Source organism: Hyphomicrobium sp. CS1BSMeth3 (assembly GCF_900117415.1).
Classification (GTDB): Bacteria; Pseudomonadota; Alphaproteobacteria; order Rhizobiales; family Hyphomicrobiaceae.
The window spans coordinates 804,379-825,055 of record NZ_FPEI01000006.1 but is presented as its reverse complement, the minus strand read 5'-3'; the positions used below and the strand labels follow the sequence as shown (position 1 = coordinate 825,055).

29 protein-coding genes and 1 tRNA gene are annotated in these 20,677 nt (G+C 62.3%); 23 read left to right on the top strand and 7 right to left on the bottom strand.

The genetic code is table 11. The features are described 5' to 3' along the window. Window position 1: 1 nt before the first annotated feature. Together CS1BSM3_RS18930 and CS1BSM3_RS18925 are read left to right on the top strand one after the other, a co-directional pair. Window positions 2-1,846: a hypothetical protein gene (locus CS1BSM3_RS18930; protein ID WP_072389514.1), complete on the top strand. Its 1,845-nt coding sequence runs from the start codon at window positions 2-4 to the stop codon at window positions 1,844-1,846. After that, complete coding sequence (locus CS1BSM3_RS18925; RefSeq protein ID WP_072389512.1) at window positions 1,846-4,092, top strand: hypothetical protein; 2,247 nt, start codon at window positions 1,846-1,848, stop codon at window positions 4,090-4,092. The genes CS1BSM3_RS18930 and CS1BSM3_RS18925 overlap by 1 nt, the downstream gene beginning before the upstream one ends. Window positions 4,093-4,280: 188 nt before the next feature. Here the strand turns inward: CS1BSM3_RS18925 and CS1BSM3_RS18920 are convergent, their stop codons facing one another. Both CS1BSM3_RS18920 and CS1BSM3_RS18915 read right to left on the bottom strand, forming a co-directional pair. Further along, window positions 4,281-4,637: a hypothetical protein gene (locus CS1BSM3_RS18920; protein ID WP_072389510.1), complete on the bottom strand. Its 357-nt coding sequence runs from the start codon at window positions 4,635-4,637 to the stop codon at window positions 4,281-4,283. Window positions 4,638-4,928: 291 nt separating this feature from the next. Next, on the bottom strand, window positions 4,929-6,014 hold the full coding sequence (locus CS1BSM3_RS18915; RefSeq protein ID WP_143149278.1) for a hypothetical protein: 1,086 nt from the start codon (window positions 6,012-6,014) through the stop codon (window positions 4,929-4,931). Between the two features lie 122 nt (window positions 6,015-6,136). Here CS1BSM3_RS18915 and CS1BSM3_RS18910 point away from each other — a divergent pair, with 122 nt between their 5' ends. Both CS1BSM3_RS18910 and CS1BSM3_RS18905 read left to right on the top strand, forming a co-directional pair. Then, window positions 6,137-6,385: a helix-turn-helix transcriptional regulator gene (locus tag CS1BSM3_RS18910; protein WP_348532908.1), complete on the top strand. Its 249-nt coding sequence runs from the start codon at window positions 6,137-6,139 to the stop codon at window positions 6,383-6,385. A gap of 35 nt (window positions 6,386-6,420) precedes the next feature. Further along, entirely contained in the window at window positions 6,421-6,771 is a 351-nt protein-coding gene (locus CS1BSM3_RS18905; protein WP_143149277.1) for a hypothetical protein, read from the top strand. A 64-nt stretch (window positions 6,772-6,835) separates the two neighbouring features. On the opposite strand, the gene CS1BSM3_RS18900 is transcribed toward CS1BSM3_RS18905, so the two are convergent. Then, window positions 6,836-7,099 (bottom strand): helix-turn-helix domain-containing protein, encoded by a 264-nt coding sequence (locus CS1BSM3_RS18900; RefSeq protein ID WP_072389501.1) that lies wholly within the window; start codon window positions 7,097-7,099, stop codon window positions 6,836-6,838. A 118-nt stretch (window positions 7,100-7,217) separates the two neighbouring features. Between CS1BSM3_RS18900 and CS1BSM3_RS18895 the strand changes: the two genes are divergently transcribed. From CS1BSM3_RS18895 to CS1BSM3_RS18820, 16 genes are all read left to right on the top strand, one after another. Beyond that, a complete protein-coding gene (locus tag CS1BSM3_RS18895) occupies window positions 7,218-7,607 on the top strand; it encodes a hypothetical protein (RefSeq protein WP_072389499.1) in 390 nt (129 codons plus the stop codon). Between the two features lie 3 nt (window positions 7,608-7,610). Further along, complete coding sequence (locus CS1BSM3_RS18890) at window positions 7,611-7,844, top strand: hypothetical protein (protein ID WP_072389497.1); 234 nt, start codon at window positions 7,611-7,613, stop codon at window positions 7,842-7,844. A gap of 3 nt (window positions 7,845-7,847) precedes the next feature. Then, window positions 7,848-8,342 (top strand): hypothetical protein, encoded by a 495-nt coding sequence (locus CS1BSM3_RS18885; protein WP_072389495.1) that lies wholly within the window; start codon window positions 7,848-7,850, stop codon window positions 8,340-8,342. Continuing rightward, window positions 8,339-8,599: a hypothetical protein gene (locus CS1BSM3_RS18880; RefSeq protein WP_072389493.1), complete on the top strand. Its 261-nt coding sequence runs from the start codon at window positions 8,339-8,341 to the stop codon at window positions 8,597-8,599. The genes CS1BSM3_RS18885 and CS1BSM3_RS18880 overlap by 4 nt, the downstream gene beginning before the upstream one ends. Beyond that, entirely contained in the window at window positions 8,596-8,922 is a 327-nt protein-coding gene (locus tag CS1BSM3_RS18875; protein WP_072389491.1) for a hypothetical protein, read from the top strand. The genes CS1BSM3_RS18880 and CS1BSM3_RS18875 overlap by 4 nt, the downstream gene beginning before the upstream one ends. Before the next feature lie 965 nt (window positions 8,923-9,887). Further along, window positions 9,888-10,295, top strand: a complete 408-nt coding sequence (locus CS1BSM3_RS18870) for a thermonuclease family protein (protein ID WP_210188812.1) — start codon at window positions 9,888-9,890, stop codon at window positions 10,293-10,295. Window positions 10,296-10,371: 76 nt separating this feature from the next. After that, window positions 10,372-10,686 (top strand): hypothetical protein, encoded by a 315-nt coding sequence (locus CS1BSM3_RS18865; RefSeq protein WP_143149276.1) that lies wholly within the window; start codon window positions 10,372-10,374, stop codon window positions 10,684-10,686. A gap of 295 nt (window positions 10,687-10,981) precedes the next feature. Beyond that, on the top strand, window positions 10,982-11,158 hold the full coding sequence (locus tag CS1BSM3_RS28330; protein ID WP_174263728.1) for a hypothetical protein: 177 nt from the start codon (window positions 10,982-10,984) through the stop codon (window positions 11,156-11,158). 397 nt (window positions 11,159-11,555) lie between these two features. Further along, entirely contained in the window at window positions 11,556-12,410 is an 855-nt protein-coding gene (locus tag CS1BSM3_RS18855) for a KilA-N domain-containing protein (RefSeq protein WP_072389483.1), read from the top strand. Window positions 12,411-12,429: 19 nt separating this feature from the next. Beyond that, window positions 12,430-12,651 carry a hypothetical protein gene (locus tag CS1BSM3_RS18850; protein WP_072389481.1) on the top strand — a complete coding sequence of 74 codons (222 nt, stop codon included), beginning with the start codon at window positions 12,430-12,432 and terminating at the stop codon, window positions 12,649-12,651. 9 nt (window positions 12,652-12,660) lie between these two features. After that, on the top strand, window positions 12,661-12,915 hold the full coding sequence (locus CS1BSM3_RS18845; RefSeq protein ID WP_072389479.1) for a hypothetical protein: 255 nt from the start codon (window positions 12,661-12,663) through the stop codon (window positions 12,913-12,915). Window positions 12,916-13,075: 160 nt separating this feature from the next. Next, window positions 13,076-13,630 (top strand): hypothetical protein, encoded by a 555-nt coding sequence (locus CS1BSM3_RS18840; RefSeq protein ID WP_072389478.1) that lies wholly within the window; start codon window positions 13,076-13,078, stop codon window positions 13,628-13,630. A 94-nt stretch (window positions 13,631-13,724) separates the two neighbouring features. After that, window positions 13,725-14,033: a hypothetical protein gene (locus CS1BSM3_RS18835; RefSeq protein WP_072389476.1), complete on the top strand. Its 309-nt coding sequence runs from the start codon at window positions 13,725-13,727 to the stop codon at window positions 14,031-14,033. A gap of 9 nt (window positions 14,034-14,042) precedes the next feature. Beyond that, window positions 14,043-14,405, top strand: coding sequence for a hypothetical protein (locus tag CS1BSM3_RS18830; protein WP_072389474.1), 363 nt, complete (start codon window positions 14,043-14,045; stop codon window positions 14,403-14,405). 8 nt (window positions 14,406-14,413) lie between these two features. After that, complete coding sequence (locus CS1BSM3_RS18825; protein WP_072389472.1) at window positions 14,414-14,629, top strand: hypothetical protein; 216 nt, start codon at window positions 14,414-14,416, stop codon at window positions 14,627-14,629. A 12-nt stretch (window positions 14,630-14,641) separates the two neighbouring features. After that, entirely contained in the window at window positions 14,642-15,019 is a 378-nt protein-coding gene (locus tag CS1BSM3_RS18820) for a DUF5681 domain-containing protein (RefSeq protein ID WP_143149275.1), read from the top strand. Between the two features lie 318 nt (window positions 15,020-15,337). Here the strand turns inward: CS1BSM3_RS18820 and CS1BSM3_RS18815 are convergent, their stop codons facing one another. The 4 genes from CS1BSM3_RS18815 to CS1BSM3_RS18800 all read right to left on the bottom strand — a co-directional run bounded on the left by CS1BSM3_RS18815 (window position 15,338) and on the right by CS1BSM3_RS18800 (window position 18,050). Then, window positions 15,338-16,495 (bottom strand): tyrosine-type recombinase/integrase, encoded by a 1,158-nt coding sequence (locus tag CS1BSM3_RS18815; RefSeq protein WP_072389470.1) that lies wholly within the window; start codon window positions 16,493-16,495, stop codon window positions 15,338-15,340. 284 nt (window positions 16,496-16,779) lie between these two features. Then, window positions 16,780-16,856, bottom strand: a tRNA-Pro gene (locus CS1BSM3_RS18810). A 68-nt stretch (window positions 16,857-16,924) separates the two neighbouring features. Further along, a complete protein-coding gene (locus CS1BSM3_RS18805) occupies window positions 16,925-17,434 on the bottom strand; it encodes a DUF192 domain-containing protein (protein WP_244540564.1) in 510 nt (169 codons plus the stop codon). A gap of 13 nt (window positions 17,435-17,447) precedes the next feature. Further along, on the bottom strand, window positions 17,448-18,050 hold the full coding sequence (locus tag CS1BSM3_RS18800) for a cold-shock protein (RefSeq protein ID WP_072389469.1): 603 nt from the start codon (window positions 18,048-18,050) through the stop codon (window positions 17,448-17,450). A gap of 484 nt (window positions 18,051-18,534) precedes the next feature. On the opposite strand from CS1BSM3_RS18800, the gene gloA reads away from it, so the two are divergent. From gloA to hfq, 3 genes are all read left to right on the top strand, one after another. Further along, window positions 18,535-18,975, top strand: coding sequence for a lactoylglutathione lyase (gene gloA / locus CS1BSM3_RS18795; protein WP_072389467.1), 441 nt, complete (start codon window positions 18,535-18,537; stop codon window positions 18,973-18,975). Continuing rightward, window positions 18,972-20,231, top strand: coding sequence for a TIGR03862 family flavoprotein (locus tag CS1BSM3_RS18790; RefSeq protein ID WP_280174760.1), 1,260 nt, complete (start codon window positions 18,972-18,974; stop codon window positions 20,229-20,231). The genes gloA and CS1BSM3_RS18790 overlap by 4 nt, the downstream gene beginning before the upstream one ends. Before the next feature lie 197 nt (window positions 20,232-20,428). Beyond that, a complete protein-coding gene (gene hfq / locus CS1BSM3_RS18785; RefSeq protein ID WP_072389465.1) occupies window positions 20,429-20,677 on the top strand; it encodes an RNA chaperone Hfq in 249 nt (82 codons plus the stop codon).

Below are 20,677 nucleotides of genomic sequence, written 5' to 3'. Positions count from 1 at the left end.
CATGAGCAACTGGTTTGAGGACGGCGGCCAGCCGGCCGCGAAGGGATGGTGGGATGGCATCGGTGAGACCGTGCGCGGTGTCGGCGGCTATCTCCAGGACACATTGCAGAGCCCGATGTTCCTCGGCGGCGCAGCGCTTGCCTCTGGTGAGGGCTTCGGCGGTATGCAGCGCGGCATGCAGGCCGGTGCGCAATTTGCCGATCAGCGTCAGAAACAGCAGCAGCAGCAGGCCTTCCAGAAGTTGCTGTCCGATCCGAACTTCAGCAATGGCATCGATCCAAGCATCGCCCGCTATGCTCAAGCGGCGCAGGATCCGAGCATCATCGCAAAGCTGAGGATGCCGGACGAGCAGCGCGCAGCCGCAATGCATCCGTATGATATCGCCTATAAGCAGGCACAGACTGCGAAAGCTCTGCGCGAGGCGGCCGAAGGGGCAGGCGGATTTGGTAAGGAAATTCGCCCCTACCAGACAGCGGACGGCAAAATCTGGGGCGTGCAGGCGGGAGCGAACGGCGATCGCTTGATGCACGATCTGTCAAATCCCACGTCGCCTCCAATCTATGTCCCAAGAGGCCGACATCTCCCGTCTGGCATGACGCTCGACGGCTCCGGAGGGCAGCCGGCACCGGCGGGCGCGCCCGGAATTGCTCCGCCGCAGGCAGGGCCGCTGATCCCGCCGACTTCAGGCGCACCGGTGCCCACACGTGTCCAGCACCCAGCGCCGATAGCTTCCGCCGGTCCGTCCGCGGGAATGGCGCCGTCGCAGGATCAGGGGCGGCCTGCCATATCCGGGAACATGGGCGGGCTCTTCGATGAGAGCCGATATGGCGATGCGCGCCCCGCAGCAGAGGAGGACAACTTTGCGATCATGTCGCCTTCGCGGGATGGCGCAGCAACATTGCCACCGCAAAGCGTGCCGATCCCCGGTGCGACCGCAGCTCCGCAAGCAGCGCCTCAGCCTCCGGCCGGCCGCCAGCAGCCAACCGCGCTGACCCCTCACCGCGGGGTCAAGCAGGTCGGCAAGCATCTTGTCGACATCGGAAGCGGTCGCATTGTCGGCGACGTGGAAGACTCGCTACGTGGAGGGAAGTTTGTCGAAGAAGATGCCAAGGCAGCTGTTGCCGACATCAAAACCCGTAACGATGCCATCCAGGCATCACGCAGCAAGCTGCCGCGGCTCGAGATGATGGCACAGCTAATCGACAGTCCAGCTGTCTACCAGGGCACCGGGGGCAACGCTGTCCTGGAGTTCAAGAAGGCAGCTCAGGCGGTTCTCGGAATGGATCTCGAGGGCATCCCCGCATCCGAAGCGGTGCGAATGGTGTCAAACCAGTTCGCGCTAGCGCTTCGCAATCCCGCCGGCGGCGAAGGCATGCCAGGCGCGCTGTCCGATCGCGATCTTGCGTTCCTCGTCGCGAGCACGCCAGGCCTCAGCAACACCCGCGGCGGCAATCAGATCATGGTCCGCACCATGATCGACATCGAGAAATACAAGATGGCGGAGAATGCAGAAGCGCAGCGATACCTGCACAAGCATCGTTCGTCGAATGGCCTCGCCGAGCACATGCAGAAGTGGGCGGAAGGCCGCTCGGCGCTCTCGAAAGTGACGCGCGACATGATCACCAAGGCAACTGGCATCCAGTACGGGGTGCAGAGCGGGCCTGCTGCGGGCCCGACCAACGATGGCAAGCAGCAGGGGCGGCTCAACGAACCAGCAGCAGGACGGTTCAGTTCGCCTGACATCGGCGGCGCCATTCCGACCGTCCGTGGCAACGACGACTATCAGACACTGCCGTCCGGCTCTCAATACTACGGCCCCGACGGCAAGCTTCGGAGGAAAAGCTAATGGGCTGGCGAGACGATCCCGTTATCGAAGAGACGAACGCAAGCCCCCCGAGCTGGGAAAACGATCCGGTGATCAGCGAAATGCCCCAGATCGATTTCAACAGATCGACGGGCGCCATCCGCAAGGATATCGCCAAGCTCCCGGAAGCCCAGCGCGACGCCGCGCTGAAGGCCTGGGCTGACTTCCATGTTGCCAGAGAGCGCAAGGGGGCGCGGTCAGCCTTCGACCGCGGCACCGACTACCTCCGCGACATGGCGACGGGGACGCCGGTCGGCAGTTGGCTAAACGAGGCCAACGCCGCAACTTCCGCCGCGGTGCATTGGTTCACCGGCGAGCGGATGGGCGCGCCCTACGACGAAAGCATGGCCTATCAGGAGGCCCGAGATCGCGCGGTCGACAAAGACGCGACGAAAGTCGGCAAGATCCCATTCACTAACATCGACGTGAACACGTCAGATCTTCGCAAGGTTGCTGGCGGCATCGCATCGGCGCCGGTGTCCCCAATCGCCCATGTATTCCGTGGCGCAGCCGTGCTGCCGCAGATGGGCAATGCAGCCATCACCGGCCTCGGCTATGGCGCGCTGTACGGTGCAGGTCAGGGCGAAGGAGTCAAAGAGCGGCTCATCGAGGGCGGCAAAGGCGCCGGCATAGGCGTTGCGTTGGGCCCAGCTGCGGTCGGAGCTGCTCGGATGGTAGGCAATGCGGCGGGGCATGTAGCCGAGCGAATGCGGCCTCTGCCTCCCGCCTTGCGCGGCTACGATCGCGGTGCGGTCGATCGCGTCGCGCGCGCTGTAGGCGACGATGACCTTGCTGCACGTTATCAGCAGCAGGCCGCCGACCTCGGGCCTGAAGGCATGTTGGCCGACATGGGACCGAACCTGCGCGGGCAGGCGAGTGCAATCGCCAATCAGCCCGGGACCGGACAGCGTGTCGTCTCCGATGCCCTCAATGCCCGCCGTGATGGCGCTGCCGGTCGCATCACAGCCGATGTTGATCAGGCACTTGGCCCCGCGGCCAACATCCCTGAGACAGTGCACGCAACCCAACAGCACTACCGAGCACAGGCCGCGCCGCATCGACAGCAATTCCAGAACAACCCGGTTCCATTCACGCGGGATCTCGAGGACACCCTGACGCTGCTTGCCCAGAATGAGCCTGCCGTGATCCGCGAGGCTCGTCGCTACGCCAACATCGATCCGGCGGCCGGTCCTAACCAGTTCTTCGCGCGCCAACGTCCGGATGGCTCATTCGAAATCACGCGCGTGCCGAATGCGACTGAATATGACTACCTCAAACGGTCTCTTGACGGCATGGGCGGCCGCACCGCGACTGCCAACGACCAGCGCATCTATGGCAATCTCGCACGTCGCCTGCGCACTCAGGTCGATGAGGCGATCAGCCCTGGAGCGCCGGATCAAAGTCCGTGGGCCCAGGCTCGCCGGCTGGAGGCCGAAGACTTCCAAATCCGCGACGCCATGGACCAGGGCCGCAGCGCGCTCGTCGGCCGCAGCATGACACCGGACGAGATGAGCGCTGCGATGTTTGGCGTCGGCAATCCCCCGCGCGGTGGCATGACTCCGCCTGAAGCCGCTGGCTACCTTGTCGGCGCTCGCGAGGGTGTCCGCAACGTCATGGGGCACGCTTCCACGGCACAAGGTGAGAACTCGGCTGCCGCAGCTCGGCGCGCGCTGGGCTCGGATTTCGCACGCGAGAAGCTCGATCTGGTCGCAGGGCCTCAGGCGGCTGGCCGACTTACGCGACGTCTTGATGCTGAGACGACGTTCGACCAGACCCGTCAGGCTGTCCTCGGAAACAGCGCCACGGCCGGGCGCCTTACTGCACAGGGCGAGTTTCCGAATGCCGCCGGCCGCTCGGATTTGACACGAGGCTGGGGCAACCGATCGCTTCCGGGAATGGTCGCAGAGGGCGGCATCAGGTTGGCGAACCTGCTGAGCGGGCAGGCGATCTCCGAACGCAATGTCCGGCTTGCACGTGACGCGGCCGAGATGCTGATCGCGCAGGGGCACACGCGCGACAACATGGCGAATGCGCTGTTGGCACTGTCTCAGCGCCGACAACTCAATAGCGCCAGCCGCGCGCGGCTGGCCCGACTCGCCGTCCAGATCGCTGAGGGTGGCGGCCGTCCGGTCGCCATAGAGAAGGCGAAGGCCAAGAGGCCCGCGCCGCAGTCGCCATGGCCTTCGCACATGAACCGGGCGCTGCTGTCGCTGCCCCCACCGCAATAAGCTCCGCTTTAGGAAACTGTTAGGACGGAATCGCGTTGATACCGGTATGACCAGAGACGAGCTTCAGCGTGTGCGCGATTGGGCGGATCAGAAAATCGCCCAGGGCGAGGAGCCGCCCTGGGCATGGTTTCAGTACATGAAACTGCGTGAGGACCTTGATCAAATCCTCGCCGGCATAGACGCGAGCCTCAGAACGGCGAATTCACCGCAATCGGCGCCACATGGGGGAAGCGGTCCCCGATTAGCGGTTTCCAATGTTCGGCCAAGTAGCGCTCAACCCCATCAAGAAGTCGCGCCGGTACAGCTGCCCACGTAACAAACAGCTTGCCGGCAGCCGCGTATGCAAGCACGTCGTCGTCCGCACCATGCTTCGCTAGGCGATCTGCGATATCACCTTGACCGATACGCACAACACGTGGCTGCTGGCCTCCATGCCAAATAATATACACCCCCACTGTCTCTACTTCAGACAGGTCGACGAACTGCAGCGACAGCCATTTGCCAGCTGTCGATTTCACCCAATGCACTTGCGTAGTGTTGCTCATTTCAGGCTTCCTATGCGGAGCCGAATGGCCTCTTGACCGTGTGTCCCGAGTCTGCGCACACTCCCTCTCGTGATCACAATCCGTCGACCAACGGCGGTTTTCTCATCAGCCCGGAGCGCCTCTGAACCAGGTGCCCGGGCTTTTGCATGCTTGGTGATTCGTTTTCATTCGTCACGATCTATTGGGGTTGCCGATGCGCCCCACTACGAGATGTAGGTGGCCGGCATCGTGCAAAGTGAACCCCGGCAGCACGGAGCTAGCCGGGGTTCAAGATGCAATGCACTTCGCAAATCACGCGATCGCTTGCCGCCACGTCTTCAGGCCGACCAGCACGAACTTGCCGGCAACGGTCTCATCGAGCAGATCGGCAACCTCGCGGCGCCGCTTCGTGCTCTCCCCGCCGCACACGCGCATCGCCTCGGCAAGCTCTGTATTCGTTAGAGGTTTGCCGGCAACCTCGAGAGCGGCAATCACCGGATGCTTGCCGGCAAGCATCGAACCTCCCTTGCCTGGAAGAGCGATAACGTTTGCCGGCAAACGAGTGGCGACCGTTGCTGGCAAGCGTGCCGGCAGCTTGCGACGCTTGCCGCCCTTCGGCGGATCATTTGCCGGGCCGTCGCTTGCCAGCAAGCGCTTGGCCTCGACGACGTTGCCGGCGGCAAACGACGTCTGGGCGCTGTCGCCTCGGATCTCGTGTCCAAGGCCAAAAGCCAGGAACACCGGCACGCTGAGCTCCGCCAACAGGACCGCCAGCCACGTCATGAGGATGATGACGGTTTCCTCGAGCTCCTTGACGTTGCTGCCCTTGAACCAGGGCAAGCGCACCAGCCCCTCGGCAATCGCCTTGTAGCCCGCGTTCGGCGTCTGGAAGGCACCGAGGCGGGCCAAGTCGGCGTCGTGGCCCTTCACGGCAGCTTCGTAGACGTCACGGGTAGCCGTGGCGCCTTTGCAGTTCTTGCCGACGCCACCCTTGCAGTCCTTTGCGACTTCGGCGAGGGCCTTACTCAGCATCGCCTGGGCCTGCTTGCGCAGTTCGCCGATGCGGGCCCGCTCCTTGTTGGCCTGCTCGATCCGCTCGGCCTTGAGGGCCGTCTGCTCGGCGTTACGGGCGCCGGACATAAGCCCGATGTAGAGGATCGATCCGGCCGCAAGGATCACCATGCAGGCCGTGAGCGGGTAGCGCCGAATCTTGAACGTCGGCACGATGCAGTGCGAGGCGGCCGTGGCGATCATCAGCGCCAGGGCAGTCAGGACGTGGGCAGTGGTGATTGGGGCGCCGTCGAAGACGTCTTGGAACAGTACGTAGCAGGTGCCGGCGAGGATAATCCCAGCGACACCCATTGCCCGCCATGAGCGGACAGTTGTACGGATAGTCATGGTCGATCTCCAGATGCTTAGCGGCTTGGAGGTTGATCGGGGCGGGCGGTCTGATCACCGCTCGTCCCACTTTCCTTATACTGCAACAGTTGCAGTATGTCTAATGGAAACGCAACTGTTGCATGTTATCCCCAGCCGTGTTACCGAACGGCATGGCCAAACAGACTGCATTCCGCCGCTGGCGCACTGAAATGGGTTTCACGCAGGAAGAGGCAGCCGAGGTGCTTGGTCTCTCAACGTCGCAGATTGTGAATTTGGATGCCGGTGTCGATCGGACGCGCGGCCGACTCTCGGTCCCCTCTTTGGCGGTCAGGCACTTGATGCGTGCCATTGCTGAGGGCAAGCAGCTCGATCCCTGGCCGGAGAAGTGAATAAGTTACGTTTTTCGTTGCGTGGGATGAGTGACATGAAGGAGGGTTCGGAGGCACCTTACACACCCCGAGAGTGGCTCACGGCGTTCGCCTTCGTGGCGGCAGCAGCCGTCGTGCTCTACGTGGTGCTCTGGGCCGCGGAATTGGCCGCCGACCATTTCGAACTAACTGGCATCCTCCGGGCGGCGTTCGCGATCGCCACTATTATTGCTCTTGTGTTGATGTTTAGTCGCGGCCTCTGGGCACTGCTGACTGGCCTCGGCGCAGTCGCCGCTTTGGTGGCTACTGCCACCTTTATCGTGCACTTCCAGATCCTGCCGGCGATCGGCTTTGCCGTGCTAGCCATGGCGCTGGGAGCGGTGTTCGCGATGATTGTCCGGGAATGAAGCCGGCATCTTCGGTCGCCTGCGTGGGTGCGGCGTCCAGCAGTACTTCGTAGGCGAGGGCCAATCATTTGCCCGCCGGCGGCTTTGGCTTCTTGCGCATCCGCACGCCGGGCCCGTCCCCGTTCTCCTCGACAAAAATCACGCCGGCAGCTTTCAGAGCTTCTTGCACGCGGAAGAGCGTATCGGAACGCACCCGCACCACGTCAGCACCGGCGGCCTCCATGTTGCGCACCGTATTGATGCTCACGCCGGCTTTCTCGGCGAGTTCCGCCTGTTCGAGCCCAATCAGGGCACGGGCAGCTTTGATTTGGTTTCCACTCACCGGCATTTGGTGCTCATACCCACCTTCATGATTGACACCGCTATTTTAGATATATAGGGTTACGATACCCATAAAGTTAGGTATCAGCCACACCATATTGGTTGAGTTGCGTGGAGCGTCCCCCATGTCCCCAGCGCGTTGTCCTGCCCATAGTCCCGTTCCCTCCCCGGCAATCCCAGCCGCCGAGCCGACCGGGCAATCCGAGGGCGGCGGGTCTTCCCCCGATCTCGCCGCCTTCCTCCCCTCCGACATCGAGCAGCTCCAGATCCGGATCGAGGCCGCGGACACGCACTTAATGCGTCTCCAGCACCTCTATGAGATCGGCAGCTCGATCGTCGCGAACACGCCTGGTCAATGGCTAGGCCTCGACGCCCTGCAGTGGGTATTCGATCTCCAGCGCGAGCGGATCGCCTGGGCCCGCGAAACCCTCATCACCGCCGAAGAGCGGGAGACGGATGCGTTCAATTCTGCTGGCCGGCGGCTCGCTGCTCCCCAGAGCGTGGTGGAGGCCTGAGCCATGGCGAATACTGAGAAGCCGTGCGGTCGCACGTTCGACGCCATCAAAGCCGAGTCTGTCCTCATCGATGTCGAGACGCTGCTCGAGGCCATGGAGATCATCCACGGCACCTTTCACAGCTGTGGCGACCTCGAGGAAACGAGGAAGTGCCTGCGCGCCCTGGAGCCCGTTATTGAGATGACAGTCGCCGAGACGGCAAGGCTCAGAGCAACGCTGTTCGGTGGGGAGTCTTGAGCCATGGTGGAAAGCACAAACCTGCTCGGCGCGCCATCACGCCAACTAGTAGCGCTGATAACGAAGCTGAACTCGGCGAGGGCAGAACGCGATCGTCTTGAGGAGATCACAAGATTCGCCGCCGCACAGCGCCCGCCGGTTCCGGACCTCATCAAGCGCCCGGGCTTTGAAAACCATGCACTTGGTGCAACCCACTGGCGGTCGGTGGGCGACCGCGAACGTATGAAGGTGGCCGAAACCTATGAGGCTGCTGTCAAGGCTGCCGACGCAGCAACCGACCACGATCGACACAACGACGCCTCAGAAGCCGCCTGCTGCGTCGTCGGTGACATTGAGAACGAGATCATAGCGATTGAGCCTCGTTCGGTCGCTGATCTGACCATGCAAGTGAGCTTGGCGTTGCATCAAGAACTGGTCGACGGGGGATGGAACGACGAATTCCCCGTGCTGATCATGCAGCGATTTCTGCGGCTGGTAGCATGGGAGTGGAGTCAATGAGCAAGCGTTCCGCTAGCGACAAGCGGCCATCGGCCGAAGAAATCGCGGACATTCGCTATCAGATGCTCGATGGCACTTGGCATAGGAAAGCGACCAACGCGCAAACTCAGATCTTCCAGCTCGAGACGCTGAAGGAAATGCTGCATCTACGGATCGAGTGTCTCAACGACGGCCATGCGGTCGCGTTGATCCAGCTGGTCGGGAATGTCCTTCACGACCTGCGGCGCGAGCTCTACGGCGAGGACATGGGGCCATGAAGATCACCAGCAATCGCAAGAAGACAAAGAAGCTGAAGGTGGCGGTTCTGAAGCCGCACCATCGGCGCGTGCTCGTTTGTCGCGACGACGGTTACCGCATAATCCCGCGCTGGGAACGGATGCGCGAAGGACCGGTCGTTGCGGCGATCCAGTGGGTCGAGAAGCACGCCGACGGCTTTGATCGGCTCGCGCTTCTCATCGACGCGGCCGACTACATGAACGAACGACGCCATATCGACTCCGACGCGGCCAATCATGTGGCCGTTGGCCTCACCATGCTGCGCGAGGAACTGCACGAGTTGCGCAAGCGCTTGTGGGCCTGAGCCTTCCCTGCTGACGACGCTCTCTCTACGTCGGGGCTCGACCCTAAGGTGATTTAAGTTTCATCAAGCGGCTCCCCGTAAGCCTGAGGACGACATTTGGGGGCCGACGCATGGCGAAGAAGCGATCCGCTCGAGGTCGCAAGTGGACTGAGCGCGAGACGGCGAGACTTGTGTCCGCGAGGAAGCGTGGAAAAACCTACGAGCAGTGTGCGACGCTGTTGCGCTGCTCGCGAGGGCGCATTCTTCAAAGGCTCATAGCACTTGGTGCAACGAAGCCTTCCCCGCTACGCGACAGATATCGAGCTGAAACGAAATGGTTGCCGAGAGAACATCGCGTGGTCCAATCCATGTACTCGTGCTATTCGGCCAGCGAGATAGCTGAGCGACTTGGTCGCACACCCGGAGCTGTCCGGAACCAGGTGAAACGGTTGGGACTAAAGAAAAGCGCGCCGCGGTGGTCGTATGTTGACGTCATTCGAATGCTTCAGAGTGAGCACCCCATAAGCGTCAATCTCACATCACCGCGCGCGCGTCACGCCGTGTACAATATGAAGTATTCGTTATCTCGGCTCTTTTCGGTTGGCAAGCTCGACGCCTTCATCCAGTCAAGACCAGACGCACCGAAAAGTAGATGCGCTCGCTTTGGCACATGGTGCCCTCCGGGTCTCAGAACTGATTTCCGACGACTGTCGCTAAGATCGAAGAACAAGATTGCTCGGAGATACCTAGCCCGAGAGGCAGAGCGCGAGCGTCAGAAAGCAGCAAGCAAGAAGTGGCAGTCGCGGCCGTCGAGGAGCCGTTAATCGCCTGATAGGCAGAGCCTGCTATGCTCTCTCATTTCGGAGAGTGTATTCGTGCCAGATCGATTGATGCGACATGGCAGGGCAGTGCAGGCGCAGGGGCGGAGAACTCGCCTGCGTCGCGGCATTCAGCACGCTCGGATGATCGCACCGTTACTCCTGCTTATGACTCTTGCAGCTGGCGCCTATCTCATCATGGAAGAGCGGACCGGCACTTCCGCATCTACTGTCCCGGCGAGCTCGGGTGCCTTCCAAGTTATCGACGGCGACACAGTGCGCTTCCGCGGCGAGCGCCTCCGGCTGCTAGTCATCGATGCGCCGGAGATCAGCTCGCCGCGGTGCCCCGCTGAGTACCAGGCCGGCATTGCCGCCAAGAACGAGCTCAGCGACTTCATGTTCGGCCGACTGGTCACCGTCCACTACTCGGGTCGCCGCGATGTTTTCGGTCGGCCTCTCGTGCACTTGTCCGTTGGGGGCAAGGATGCCGGCAAGCATCTGCTCTCGCGAGGACTTGCTGTGCGCTACGCATGGGGCCAGGCAATCTCGAAGATCTATTGGTGCGGGCTTTGGTGACGAGCAGCACCGCGAGCTGACAGTGCAACGGCAAATGTGGGAAGAGAAAATCATGAGGAACGGATGGATATCTCGTGTGACTGCCGCTGTGGTGCTGTCCACTATGCCGATAATCGCTAACGCAGGCGAGATATCCGCAGTACGTGCGCAAGAGGCCGCAATCGATATCCTGATCGGCAACCCGTACGGGGAGACAGTCGACGCCGTAAAGCGGAGTATTCGAAAGCAAGAGCGCGTTGGCGCGGACGACAAACAGTGCGGCGAGGACGCATGGAAATTCACGATATCCGTGCCGCCTTCTGGCGACATGCCTCAGGGCATCAAGGGCTTCCTCTGCATCTCGCGCACAAATGGAAAGATGTTAGTGGCCGGGCTCCCCTTCCTTCATTGAGTGCCATGCCAAGCCGCACGCAGTGCAGTTAGCTGTCGCTTGCATGAGGTACTTGTTAAAACTCGATCTGCTCGTCGTCGCTGATCTCAGGCGAGTTCGCGCGGCGCGGCTCAAGCGGCGGCTGTAGAACTCGCCGCTCTGGCTGCGGCCCCTCGAATGGTGAGCCTACGACGGGATACGCGCGTTGATATTCGCTCCCATGTGTCTCGGAGCGACACAGCCCCTTCTTGCTGCCGCACACGACGCAGCGCATCCGCCTGTTGACGGCCAAGAAAGGCATCGCCGGATCTAGTCGGTGGAAAGCGACGAACTCGTCATGCATGACGAGATAGCTGCGGTGGCAGCTATTGCACATCAGCCAGAGCCGATCGGCGTGTCGCCGGGCGCGGGCCAGCGTCGCGGGCCTCCAGCTTTCGTGCCTACCGCGCCGAGCATTCTTATCATCATCCTGCATTATGGGATCTACCTCTAGATCCCCGAGCCCCCGCTCTCCTGCACGAAGCCTTTCACTACTGAAGCTGCTCAGCCATGAGGTCTTTGACCGCATGATGTGCCGCGAATCAGCGCGCTGCTTTCGCAACAGGCGCCGTAATCGACTTCTGCCCCTTGCTTCCGTGCGTGGATACGTCTCTGATTCAGCGCAGAAAAAGACCTAATGGCGCCGCCACTTTCAACGCGAGTTGACCTAATCGCTGAAAGACCGCATGCAAATAAAAGAGCCACCGCGATAGCAGTCGGGGGACCGTGTCGCGGCAGCTCGAATTTGACAACCTTGTGAGCGCGTTCGCGCCCGAATTGGCAACTCCACGTCTCGCTTATTTGCTGAGTCTCGTCAAGCGCGTTGCGCCACGCAGCACATGAGACGTGAAATGACGGCAGAGAGCTACGATTTGACTGTCCTCAACAAACGCATCGGCACCGATTCCAACGGCAATATCTGCCTCAACGACCTTTGGTCGGTCGTCGACGAGCCCGCTAACAAGCGCCCGAACGACTGGAACCGAGGCAAGCGCGCCAAAGCGCTTCAGGTAGCGCTCGAGGGCCGAATTACGGAAAATTTCCGTAATTCAGGCAAAGCCGAAGCGATATCAACGTATTACGTTAGTGGCCGAGGCCGGGCCAGTAAGACCTACGCACATCCGGTCCTTGCGCTCGACTACGCGGAATATCTCGATCCCCGCATTGGCGTGGAAGTTCGAGAGGTCTTCCTGCGCTACCGCGCTGACGACATCAGTCTTGCAAACGACATTTTGGATCGAATTGCGGAGCAGGCGCGGGAGGATGAGATGCGCCTGCATATTCGCGGTGAAATCACGCTGCGGAACAAAGAGCTTGCAGGAGAGGGCAAAAAGGCTGGTTGCCAAGGATGGGAGTATGCCGAACTGCACAACTCAGGCTATCGAGGGCTGTACAGCGGGCTTGATGAGGGCGGCATTCACAGGCTCAAAAAGCTTACGAAGCATCAAAAGATCCTCGATCACATGACCGCTGCTGAAGGAGCGGCCAATCTATTCCGCATCACGCAGGCGAAGCTCGCAATGGAGGCGAAGCGCCCGCGCACGCCTCAACAAGCATTCGGCATCGCCCACGAGGCCGGCGTCGAGACGAGGAAGGCGATGGAGAGGATCGGCGGGGTCATGCCGGAAGATCTTCCCGTAGCGGACAGTATCAAGGATGCAAAGAAGAGGCTCGCCGCCAATCTCCCCTTGCTCGGCAAAAAGTGAGAAATCGAAGGAGGGCGACATGGTGCAGACGTGGGGAACCGGAGATGGCGGCACGGCATCGTGCAAGAAATGCGGCGCCGAGTACAAGGTCACGGTGAAGCGCTTTCCAATGCGGGACAGCGACAAGTTCAATTGCGAGATCTGCGGTGAATTGATGAACGAATGGAACAGCACGCAGGTGCCAATGTACGAGCTAATTTCGAAGCCCGCATCGTCGAGCGGCGATACCCCCTCCGGATGAGGTCTCGATATGCGGTATCGTCTGGTGCAACTCATCAACGGCCAATGGACTACGTCGGACTTTAGCGAAGAGAGCGTCGTGACCGAGATGGAGGCGCGCGGCTTCGCGTTCAACGGATTGTCACGAAATGCTGCGGTCATGACAGAGTTGCGCAGTAGGCCCCAATTCCTCGGCCTTCTTGGTCCAATGTGGGGCGGCATCGAAGACGGTGAAGCTGTCCTGCGATACGAAGATCCTGCCGCGAACGAGGCGCTCAGCAACTAGTTGCTGCAGAAATGGCGGATCTACTCGACCCGATCGCGCCGGAAGAACCTGGGCGGCTGCGAGCGGCGTGCAGTTGATATCGCCATCGCGGCTGCAATTTCCAATCGATTGAGTCTGGCGGGCCACATGCCTCCAAGCCGGATCGCGCTATCTATCACCCATGGCAAACGTTCCTGGAATATCAACCGCGATCGACGATAAGGAGGCGGCACGGAAGCCGAGGCGCAAGCGCGCCTCCCGGCCCTCCCATAGCGAGCGCCTCGCAGCAATCGAAGCGCGCCTGTCGGCGGCCATCAATCTGGCCGATCTGCACTGGCTCAACTACGAAGAGCTCGGCCACAGGCACAACGAGCTGATCGAACGGCATAGCGAACTCGTCGCCCACACCACGTACCTCACGGAGCAACTGAGCGAGCTGAAGATCGCGAGCTTCACGCGCAACGCCGTCCTCTCGCAGATCGTCGCGTTGGTGTGCAGCTCGCTCGGCGCCAGGCCGCTCGACATCCACCGGCACTGCCAGACCTTGAGCAAGGAGGCATTGGAGCTTTCGTTCCCGGATTGCTCACCTGAGCAGGTGGCGCGCTGGCGGGCCTTAGTCGCCGATGTAGCGGAGGCACAGATCAGCGGACTGGCGGAGCGGATCGCCAGCTTGAATGCCGGCAAGGATGATCTCCCGCCGCTCGTACCGGAGGCCGAGCGAGAGCGCCTCAACTGACCACGGTGGAAAACTCCGCCCACCTCTCCCGCAGGTTGCGGCAAATCAGATAAGTCTCGCTCTCGTGAATGGCTAAAGTAGAGGAAAGTAGCCAATGCCGAGAGGTGGAGCGCAGCCCGGCGAGCGACGCGGTGGTCGGCAGAAGGGGACGCCCAACAAGTCCACCGCTGAGGTCAAGGACATAGCGCGTCAGCATGGACCGGCGATGATCGAGGCGCTCGTCAAACTCGCCAAGACAGCCAAGAGCGAGACCGCGCGTGTCGCGGCTATCAAAGAAATCCTTGATCGCGCTTACGGCAAAGCACCTCAAGCTCTGACTGGCGAGCACGGCGAGGGCCCGGTCCGGCATGTGATCGAAGTGCGCTGGGCGTCGGATGGCGCCGGCGGCAGTCGGCCGAACTAGGAGGACAGCATGGCACGCGGCGGAGCAAAGCCTGGAGAGCGTCGAGGCGGAAGGCGAAAGGGTACGCCCAATCGCGCGACCGCCGACATCAAAGCTGCGGCTCAGCTCCACGGCGCAGCAGCGCTCGAGCGGCTCGCCTACTTGATGACGAACGCCGATAGTGAGGCCGCTCAGGTAGCGGCCGCAAAGGAAATCCTAGACCGCGCGTACGGGAAGGCGCCCCAGGCCCTCACGGTCGACCCGGGCGACAAGTTCACTGACATGCTGAAAGCGTTCCTGGGCTCGATCGACGGCCGGAGCCGCGGACTGCCCCAGCACCGCCCGCCCATGGCCACGTCCCCAGTTTCGACGAACACCGACCTGCCGCACTAAGAAGCCTCATGGACTGGCAAAGAGCATTGATCCTAATTTCCCTGGCAAGCCTCGGCGCCGATCGTGCCGCGGGCTTCGTCCGCCAGAGCGGCATTCGCCTGACGGCTAGAGCATCCCTCTCCGAAGCCATCCTCGCCCACTATCGTCGACCGTATGGCTACGATCTCGATCGCTTCGAGCGGGATCTGAGCGCATGGACCATTCCCGATGCGATCCCGGCATAGGATGCAGCAGAAATGAGCAAGCGGACCGCGGCTAAGCCCGTCCCTGTTAAAACAGGAAAAGTACAGGCTGGCGCCTCTCCTTTCCGGCCTGGCCAATCAGGCAATCCAAGAGGCCGGCCCAAAGGCTCGAGGAACAAGCTGGGCGAGGACTTCCTATCTGCGCTTCAGGCCGACTTCGCGGAGCACGGTCCGGCGACCATCGCCAAGGTTCGCGAGGATCGACCGCACGAGTATCTGAAGGTTGTCGCCTCGATCCTGCCCAAAGAGCTGAATGTCAAGACCAGCCCGCTCGAGGGGCTGAGCGATGAAGAGCTGGAGGAAAGTATCCAGTTCCTGCGCAAGATGACGAGAGACGGAGCGGTAGAGCCGGATCCCGACATCAAGCACTGAGCCGGCCGGTTCTTACCGGGCAATAACGGGGGCGGACATCGCTCGCGCGTAACCTCTGATTCATGCGCCCTTAAGCGCTCAACCCGCGATGTAAGGGCTGTCTATCCGTCTAAATAGTCGCTGGACAGACCGGCGCACTCCACCGGAAGAGCCTGTCCCACTGTCCCAACCCTAGACCCTGGGACAGCGGGACACTCGGACGGGAGCATCGATTAAACATCGCCATTACAATCGCTTAATTCTTCGCAGGGGTGTCCCATCAAGGGGTACAGAGCGGGCATCGGCGGGACACCTGCCGGCCCTACATAATGGCCCCTATCATCCGACCGCGTGCGCCTCCCATGCGGCCATGAGCTCCCGTCGACGCTCTAAGGCATCGGTCCGCCGGTAGGCTCGTTCTACCTGGCTGCCAGTCACGTGCGCGAGTGCGGCCTCTGACAGCTCACTCGGAAGCATCGTCTGCTCAGTCGCCCAATCCTTGAAACTCGAGCGGAAGCCATGGACCGTCACGAACACCTTCAAGCGCGCGAGCACGTTATCCATGGAGGCCGGCGCGAGCGGTCGGTTGTACTTCGTACCAGGGAAGACGTAGGCGCTCGCGCTCTTGCCCTTCATCTCAGCGAGGATGGCGCACGCGCGACCCGTCAGCGGCACCCGGTGCTCGCGGCCGCCCTTCATGCGCTCGCCGGGGATAGTCCAGATTTTCGCCTCGAGGTCGATCTCCGACCATGTAGCGCCGAGCGTCTCGCCGGCGCGCGCCGCCGTCAGGATTGTGAACTCGAGGGCAAGGGCGGATGTCGTGCCCAGCGCTTGGAGCCGGCGGATCAAAGCCGGCACGTCGCTCCATGGCAGGGCCGCATGGTGGCCGCGGCTGAGCTTTGGCTGCCTAGCGAGCAGGTGATCCAGATGCCCACGCCAGCGGGCGGGATTGTCGCCCTGGCGAAAGCTCTTGGCCTTGGCAGCGTCCAACACCTTCTCTATGCGTCCGCGCAGGCGAGAAGCTGTTTCGGGCTTGGTGGTCCAGATCGGCCGTAGGACGGTGAGCACATCGTCGGTGCTGATAGCGTCGACGGCCTTGTCAGCGATCGGCCCACAGTAGGCCTTGAGCGTCGAGCGCCACTGCGCCTTGTGCTTGTCATTGCGCCAGCCCGCCTCAAGGGCGCTGATCACGTCCTCGGCGAAGGTCGCGAATGTGGGGGCCAGTCGTGCCGGCACCTTCCAGCCGCGCGGATCCTGCCCAAGGGCCTGAAGTCGTCGGCACTCGGCCGCTCGCTCCCGGGCCATTGGCAGATCGACGCCTTTGATGGGACTGCCGAGGCCGATCTCGGTCGGTTTGCGGTCCCGCCAGAACATGAAGGCCCAGCGCCGAGCGCCGGACTTGTCGACGACGAGGTAGAGGCCGCCCCCGTCGCTGTGCCGACCGGGCTTGGCCGCAGCCACATTGCGCGCTGGGAGTCGATGCAGTCCGCGAGCCATGAAATCCCCCTCAGTAATGTAGGAAGCCGCTACGAGTCGGAAGGCGCTTCCGCCATAAGCGGGCTCAAACATGCCGTGATAACTGGGCTTGGCGAGCGACGTGAAATCTACACCCTAGTACTTACCCTAGTATTGATGCGGGGGCAAGAGCGCTTGCCTGCACTTGGTGCAAGCTGGAGCGCTCGGCGGGCCTATGTCAGGGGCTTGACAGAATTCTGTTACCCGCAGCGCTACCCCGAACTTTTCGGTTGTAGCGCGAAAGCGGCGTAAATCATTGGAATCATTGGTCGGGGCAGCGGGATTCGAACTCGCGACCCCCTGCTCCCAAAGCAGGTGCTCTACCAGGCTGAGCTATGCCCCGATCCGGCGCCTAAGTGCCGTGCTCGCGGCGGGGCGTCAAGCTGTTCCAGCGCCCTCACCCCGCAATTCCTAGCGTTTTGCCGTCGCCTTGAAGTGCGAATGCTCCACGCGGTCTCCGGGCTTGATGCCGAGGCGCCGCGCCGAGCCGGCCTTCATCTCGAGGACGCCTGTCACGTCGCCCTGCGAGCCGATGATGCGCTCGGAATGAGGCTCCGTGTCAGTCTCGACGCGATGGACGATGCCATCGGCGCGGATGAAGATCATGTCGAGCGGGATGAACGTATTGCGCATCCACATCGTGATCTCGTGCGCGGTCGGATAGGGAAAGAGCATTCCCTGGTCATCGCCGAGGGAGCGGCGGAACATGAGGCCGTAAGCCTTCTCCTGATCGCTCTCGGCAACCTCGATGTCGATGCGGTGGGCGCCGCTCGCCGTATGAAGGATCAGCGTGTCGCGTCGCATCTTCATCTCGGCCCTGGCGCTCTCCACGCCCATCATCCCGACCAGCGCCACCATCAACAAGCAAAACAGGACCGCGCGGTGCACGGCCCTGTCGTCATTTAGCGTCAGATAGCTCAACCGGGCGCTCCGCTCAATGCGAGGGCGGCAGTCCCGATGGCCCATCCGGGCGCAGGTCGGCTGCCATGCAGCCCTTATAGCCCATTCCCCAGCGCACCTGAACCATCTGTCCGGGCCTGAGCTCCGTGAAGCCGAAGCGGCGCAGCGTCTCCATGTGCACGAAGATGTCGGGCGTCCCCTCGCCGCGGGTCAGGAAGCCGAAACCGCGTACACGGTTGAACCACTTCACGACGGCGCGCTCCCACCCGCTCTCGGGCTGCACAACGACGTGTGTGCGCTGCGGAAGCTGGGAGGGGTGGATGGCCGTGCTCTCGTCCATGCTGATGATGCGGAAGGCCTGCATGCCTTTGGGCCGCTTGAGAGCCTGGCAGTGCACGCGGGCACCCTCGTAGGCGGTCTGGAAGCCGCCGGCGCGGAGGCACGTGACGTGGAGAAGCACGTCCGTCATGCCGTTGTCGGGAACGATGAACCCGTACCCCTTAGAGGCGTCGAACCATTTGATTGCGCCTGCAATCTCGACGACCTCGACGCCATCGACCGCCTCGCCCAAGCCCGGAGCCAGCTCATTGCCAAGTCCGTCAAGCACGTTCGGCGGCCCTTTCGAGGAATCCCCCATTTCTGAACCCCACTTCACTGTTAATGTAACTGCCACATCTGCCGCTTGGCCCTCCGGCGCCATTCGATTTGCCCTCTCGAATCGCGCCTTCCTGCGTCGGCGGTCGCAACATACCAGTCTGGACCGCGCCCACTGTGGCACATTCGCTGCAGTTGGTCATCAAAGCTCCCGATCCCAGATAATTTCGAATCTGATTTATGTCTTGGTAAGGCTTTGTTAACTCTCTGTCTTTCGCGGCGTCTCAGGACTCTTGCCGGACCGTTTCAGAGGACCTCTGTAAGCTGTGGGTTGCTGCCTCGGCACCCCCTATTCGCGCCCTGTCAAGAGCGCCAATGCGGCCGCACCGGGGGTTCGATTCGCCGTGAACGTCCGGACCAGGACCATGCGGGGCGCGCGCTTGCGGTTGTCCAGAGCGGCGCTCTATGCTCGCCGATGAAACAGCGGCCGAGATCTCGGCATCATTGATGATCAGCGAGGAGGAAACATGCGGTATCTGCACACCATGGTGCGCGTCACCGACGTCGATAAGAGCCTGGATTTCTACTGCAACAAGCTCGGCATGAAGGAGGTCAAGCGCCGGGAGAGCCCCGAGGGGCGCTTTACGCTCATTTTCCTCGCCAGCTCGGATGACGTGGACGCCGGCGCCAAATCCAACGCACCGCTCGTCGAGCTGACCTACAATTGGGACCCTGAGCAGTACGGTGAGGGGCGCAATTTCGGCCATCTGGCCTACGAGGTCGATGACATCTACGCGCTGTGCGACCGCCTTCAGAAGGCGGGCGTGACCATCAATCGGCCGCCCCGCGACGGCCGCATGGCCTTCATCCGCTCGCCGGACAATATCTCCATCGAACTCCTCCAGAAGGGCGAGGCCAAGGCCCCGGCGGAGCCCTGGAAGTCCGCGCCGAATATCGGCAAGTGGTGAGCAACTCCTCGCCCGGCGCCACACGGCGCCGGGTGGTCGTTGTCGGCGCCGGCCCTGCCGGGCTGATGGCCGCCGAGACCGTGGCCAAGGCCGGCCACCAGGTCATTGTCATCGAGCAGATGCCGAGCGCCGGCCGCAAGTTCCTCATGGCGGGGCGCGGCGGCCTCAATCTCACGCACAGCGAGCCCCTCGAAACCTTCCTCACGCGCTATCGTCCGGCTGAACCCAAGCTGGAGGGAGCCATCCGCGCCTTTCCGCCGGAAGCGCTCATCACTTGGGCCCAGGCGCTCGGGCAGGAGACGTTCGTTGGCACCAGCGGGCGCGTTTTCCCGCGCGCCATGAAGGCCTCGCCACTGCTGCGCGCCTGGCTCGCGCGGCTTGCCGACCTCGGCGTAGACATGCGCCTGCGTCATCGCCTGCGCGAGGTCCGGCCCGGCGGCACCTTGCTCGTCGTCGATCCCGCGGGCACGCCCAGCGAGATCGCCGCGGATGCCGTCGTTCTCGCACTCGGCGGCGGGAGCTGGCCACGCCTCGGCTCGGACGGGCACTGGCTGGAGAGCCTGCGCGCCCGAGGGATCGACGTGCGTCCGCTCGGAGCCTCCAACAGCGGCGTCGCCATCTCTTGGAGCCCCGGCCTCGTGGAACGCTTTGCCGGCGAGCCGCTGAAACGCATTGCCCTAAGCTGCAGCGGGGAGACCCGACGCGGTGAGGCCATCATCACGTCCCGCGGCCTCGAGGGCGGCGCGATCTATGCCCTCACGCCCGTGATCCGCGAGGCCATCCAGCAAGACGGGGCAGCCCAACTCGACCTCGATCTCAGGTCTGACATAAGCCTCGAGGACCTCGCCGCTCGACTTGCATCAACACGCAAGGGCGACTCCCGCGCCAACGTGCTCCGTAAGGCCGCCAAGCTCTCGCCGGCGGCCATTGCGGTGCTCCGCGACGCCGTCAACAACGAGCTGCCCGCCGAGCCGGCCGCGCTTGCGGCGCTGGTCAAGGCCGTGCCCCTCAGCGCGACCGCACTCGGCGACCTCGCGACAGCCATTTCGACGGCCGGCGGCGTCGCCTGGTCCGAAATGGACGACCGATTCATGCTGAAGAAGCTCCCTGGCATTTTCTGTGCCGGGGAAATGCTCGATTGGGAGGCCCCGACGGGCGGCTATCTTCTGCAGGCGTGCTTTGCCACAGGAAGGGCGGCCGGCCTCGGTATCTTGGCCTATCTCGCCGATCGGAGACCAGCTCAGCCGCCGGCTTGAACGCATTGCACGAGCGCGTCCTATTGACTTGCCAGCGCGCGACTTTGCGTTTAATTCATTGAAGCACAATGCATGAACTCGGCGATTGCCGGGGTGCGTTGTGTCGCAAGAGCGGTCGGATGCGAGGCATACGTTCCGTCTGAACGCGTCACGCGGCAATGTGAGCGCGATACAAGAAAACAAGAATGAGGGCCGTCATGGCTGCCGAGCGCGTGCAAAGCTTACAGGATACTTTCCTCAATTATGTTCGCAAAAATAAGACGCCACTCACCATCTTCCTGGTCAATGGCGTGAAGTTGCAGGGTATCGTGACCTGGTTCGACAATTTCTGCGTCTTGCTGCGGCGTGACGGGCACTCGCAGCTCGTCTACAAGCATGCGATCTCTACGATCATGCCCGGCCAGCCGGTCCATCTGATGGATACCGACCAGGCCGAAGGGCAATAG

Bases quoted from the DNA above. Each gene is read 5' to 3' on its own strand.
- CS1BSM3_RS18885 (WP_072389495.1), top strand. From the start codon at position 7,848: ATGGTGGAAAGCACAAACCTGCTCGGCGCGCCATCACGCCAACTAGTA.
- gloA (WP_072389467.1), top strand. From the start codon at position 18,535: ATGCGGTATCTGCACACCATGGTGCGCGTCACCGACGTCGATAAGAGC.
- CS1BSM3_RS18915 (WP_143149278.1), bottom strand. From the start codon at position 6,014: ATGACTATCCGTACAACTGTCCGCTCATGGCGGGCAATGGGTGTCGCT.
- CS1BSM3_RS18890 (WP_072389497.1), top strand. From the start codon at position 7,611: ATGGCGAATACTGAGAAGCCGTGCGGTCGCACGTTCGACGCCATCAAA.
- CS1BSM3_RS18820 (WP_143149275.1), top strand. From the start codon at position 14,642: ATGAGCAAGCGGACCGCGGCTAAGCCCGTCCCTGTTAAAACAGGAAAA.
- CS1BSM3_RS18910 (WP_348532908.1), top strand. From the start codon at position 6,137: ATGTTATCCCCAGCCGTGTTACCGAACGGCATGGCCAAACAGACTGCA.
- CS1BSM3_RS18905 (WP_143149277.1), top strand. From the start codon at position 6,421: ATGAAGGAGGGTTCGGAGGCACCTTACACACCCCGAGAGTGGCTCACG.
- CS1BSM3_RS18800 (WP_072389469.1), bottom strand. From the start codon at position 18,050: ATGGGGGATTCCTCGAAAGGGCCGCCGAACGTGCTTGACGGACTTGGC.
- CS1BSM3_RS18850 (WP_072389481.1), top strand. From the start codon at position 12,430: ATGGTGCAGACGTGGGGAACCGGAGATGGCGGCACGGCATCGTGCAAG.
- hfq (WP_072389465.1), top strand. From the start codon at position 20,429: ATGGCTGCCGAGCGCGTGCAAAGCTTACAGGATACTTTCCTCAATTAT.
- CS1BSM3_RS18925 (WP_072389512.1), top strand. From the start codon at position 1,846: ATGGGCTGGCGAGACGATCCCGTTATCGAAGAGACGAACGCAAGCCCC.
- CS1BSM3_RS18895 (WP_072389499.1), top strand. From the start codon at position 7,218: ATGTCCCCAGCGCGTTGTCCTGCCCATAGTCCCGTTCCCTCCCCGGCA.
- CS1BSM3_RS18835 (WP_072389476.1), top strand. From the start codon at position 13,725: ATGCCGAGAGGTGGAGCGCAGCCCGGCGAGCGACGCGGTGGTCGGCAG.
- CS1BSM3_RS18855 (WP_072389483.1), top strand. From the start codon at position 11,556: ATGACGGCAGAGAGCTACGATTTGACTGTCCTCAACAAACGCATCGGC.
- CS1BSM3_RS18900 (WP_072389501.1), bottom strand. From the start codon at position 7,099: ATGCCGGTGAGTGGAAACCAAATCAAAGCTGCCCGTGCCCTGATTGGG.
- CS1BSM3_RS18830 (WP_072389474.1), top strand. From the start codon at position 14,043: ATGGCACGCGGCGGAGCAAAGCCTGGAGAGCGTCGAGGCGGAAGGCGA.
- CS1BSM3_RS18880 (WP_072389493.1), top strand. From the start codon at position 8,339: ATGAGCAAGCGTTCCGCTAGCGACAAGCGGCCATCGGCCGAAGAAATC.
- CS1BSM3_RS18920 (WP_072389510.1), bottom strand. From the start codon at position 4,637: ATGAGCAACACTACGCAAGTGCATTGGGTGAAATCGACAGCTGGCAAA.
- CS1BSM3_RS18875 (WP_072389491.1), top strand. From the start codon at position 8,596: ATGAAGATCACCAGCAATCGCAAGAAGACAAAGAAGCTGAAGGTGGCG.
- CS1BSM3_RS18840 (WP_072389478.1), top strand. From the start codon at position 13,076: ATGGCAAACGTTCCTGGAATATCAACCGCGATCGACGATAAGGAGGCG.
- CS1BSM3_RS18845 (WP_072389479.1), top strand. From the start codon at position 12,661: ATGCGGTATCGTCTGGTGCAACTCATCAACGGCCAATGGACTACGTCG.
- CS1BSM3_RS18815 (WP_072389470.1), bottom strand. From the start codon at position 16,495: ATGGCTCGCGGACTGCATCGACTCCCAGCGCGCAATGTGGCTGCGGCC.
- CS1BSM3_RS18870 (WP_210188812.1), top strand. From the start codon at position 9,888: ATGACTCTTGCAGCTGGCGCCTATCTCATCATGGAAGAGCGGACCGGC.
- CS1BSM3_RS18825 (WP_072389472.1), top strand. From the start codon at position 14,414: ATGGACTGGCAAAGAGCATTGATCCTAATTTCCCTGGCAAGCCTCGGC.
- CS1BSM3_RS18930 (WP_072389514.1), top strand. From the start codon at position 2: ATGAGCAACTGGTTTGAGGACGGCGGCCAGCCGGCCGCGAAGGGATGG.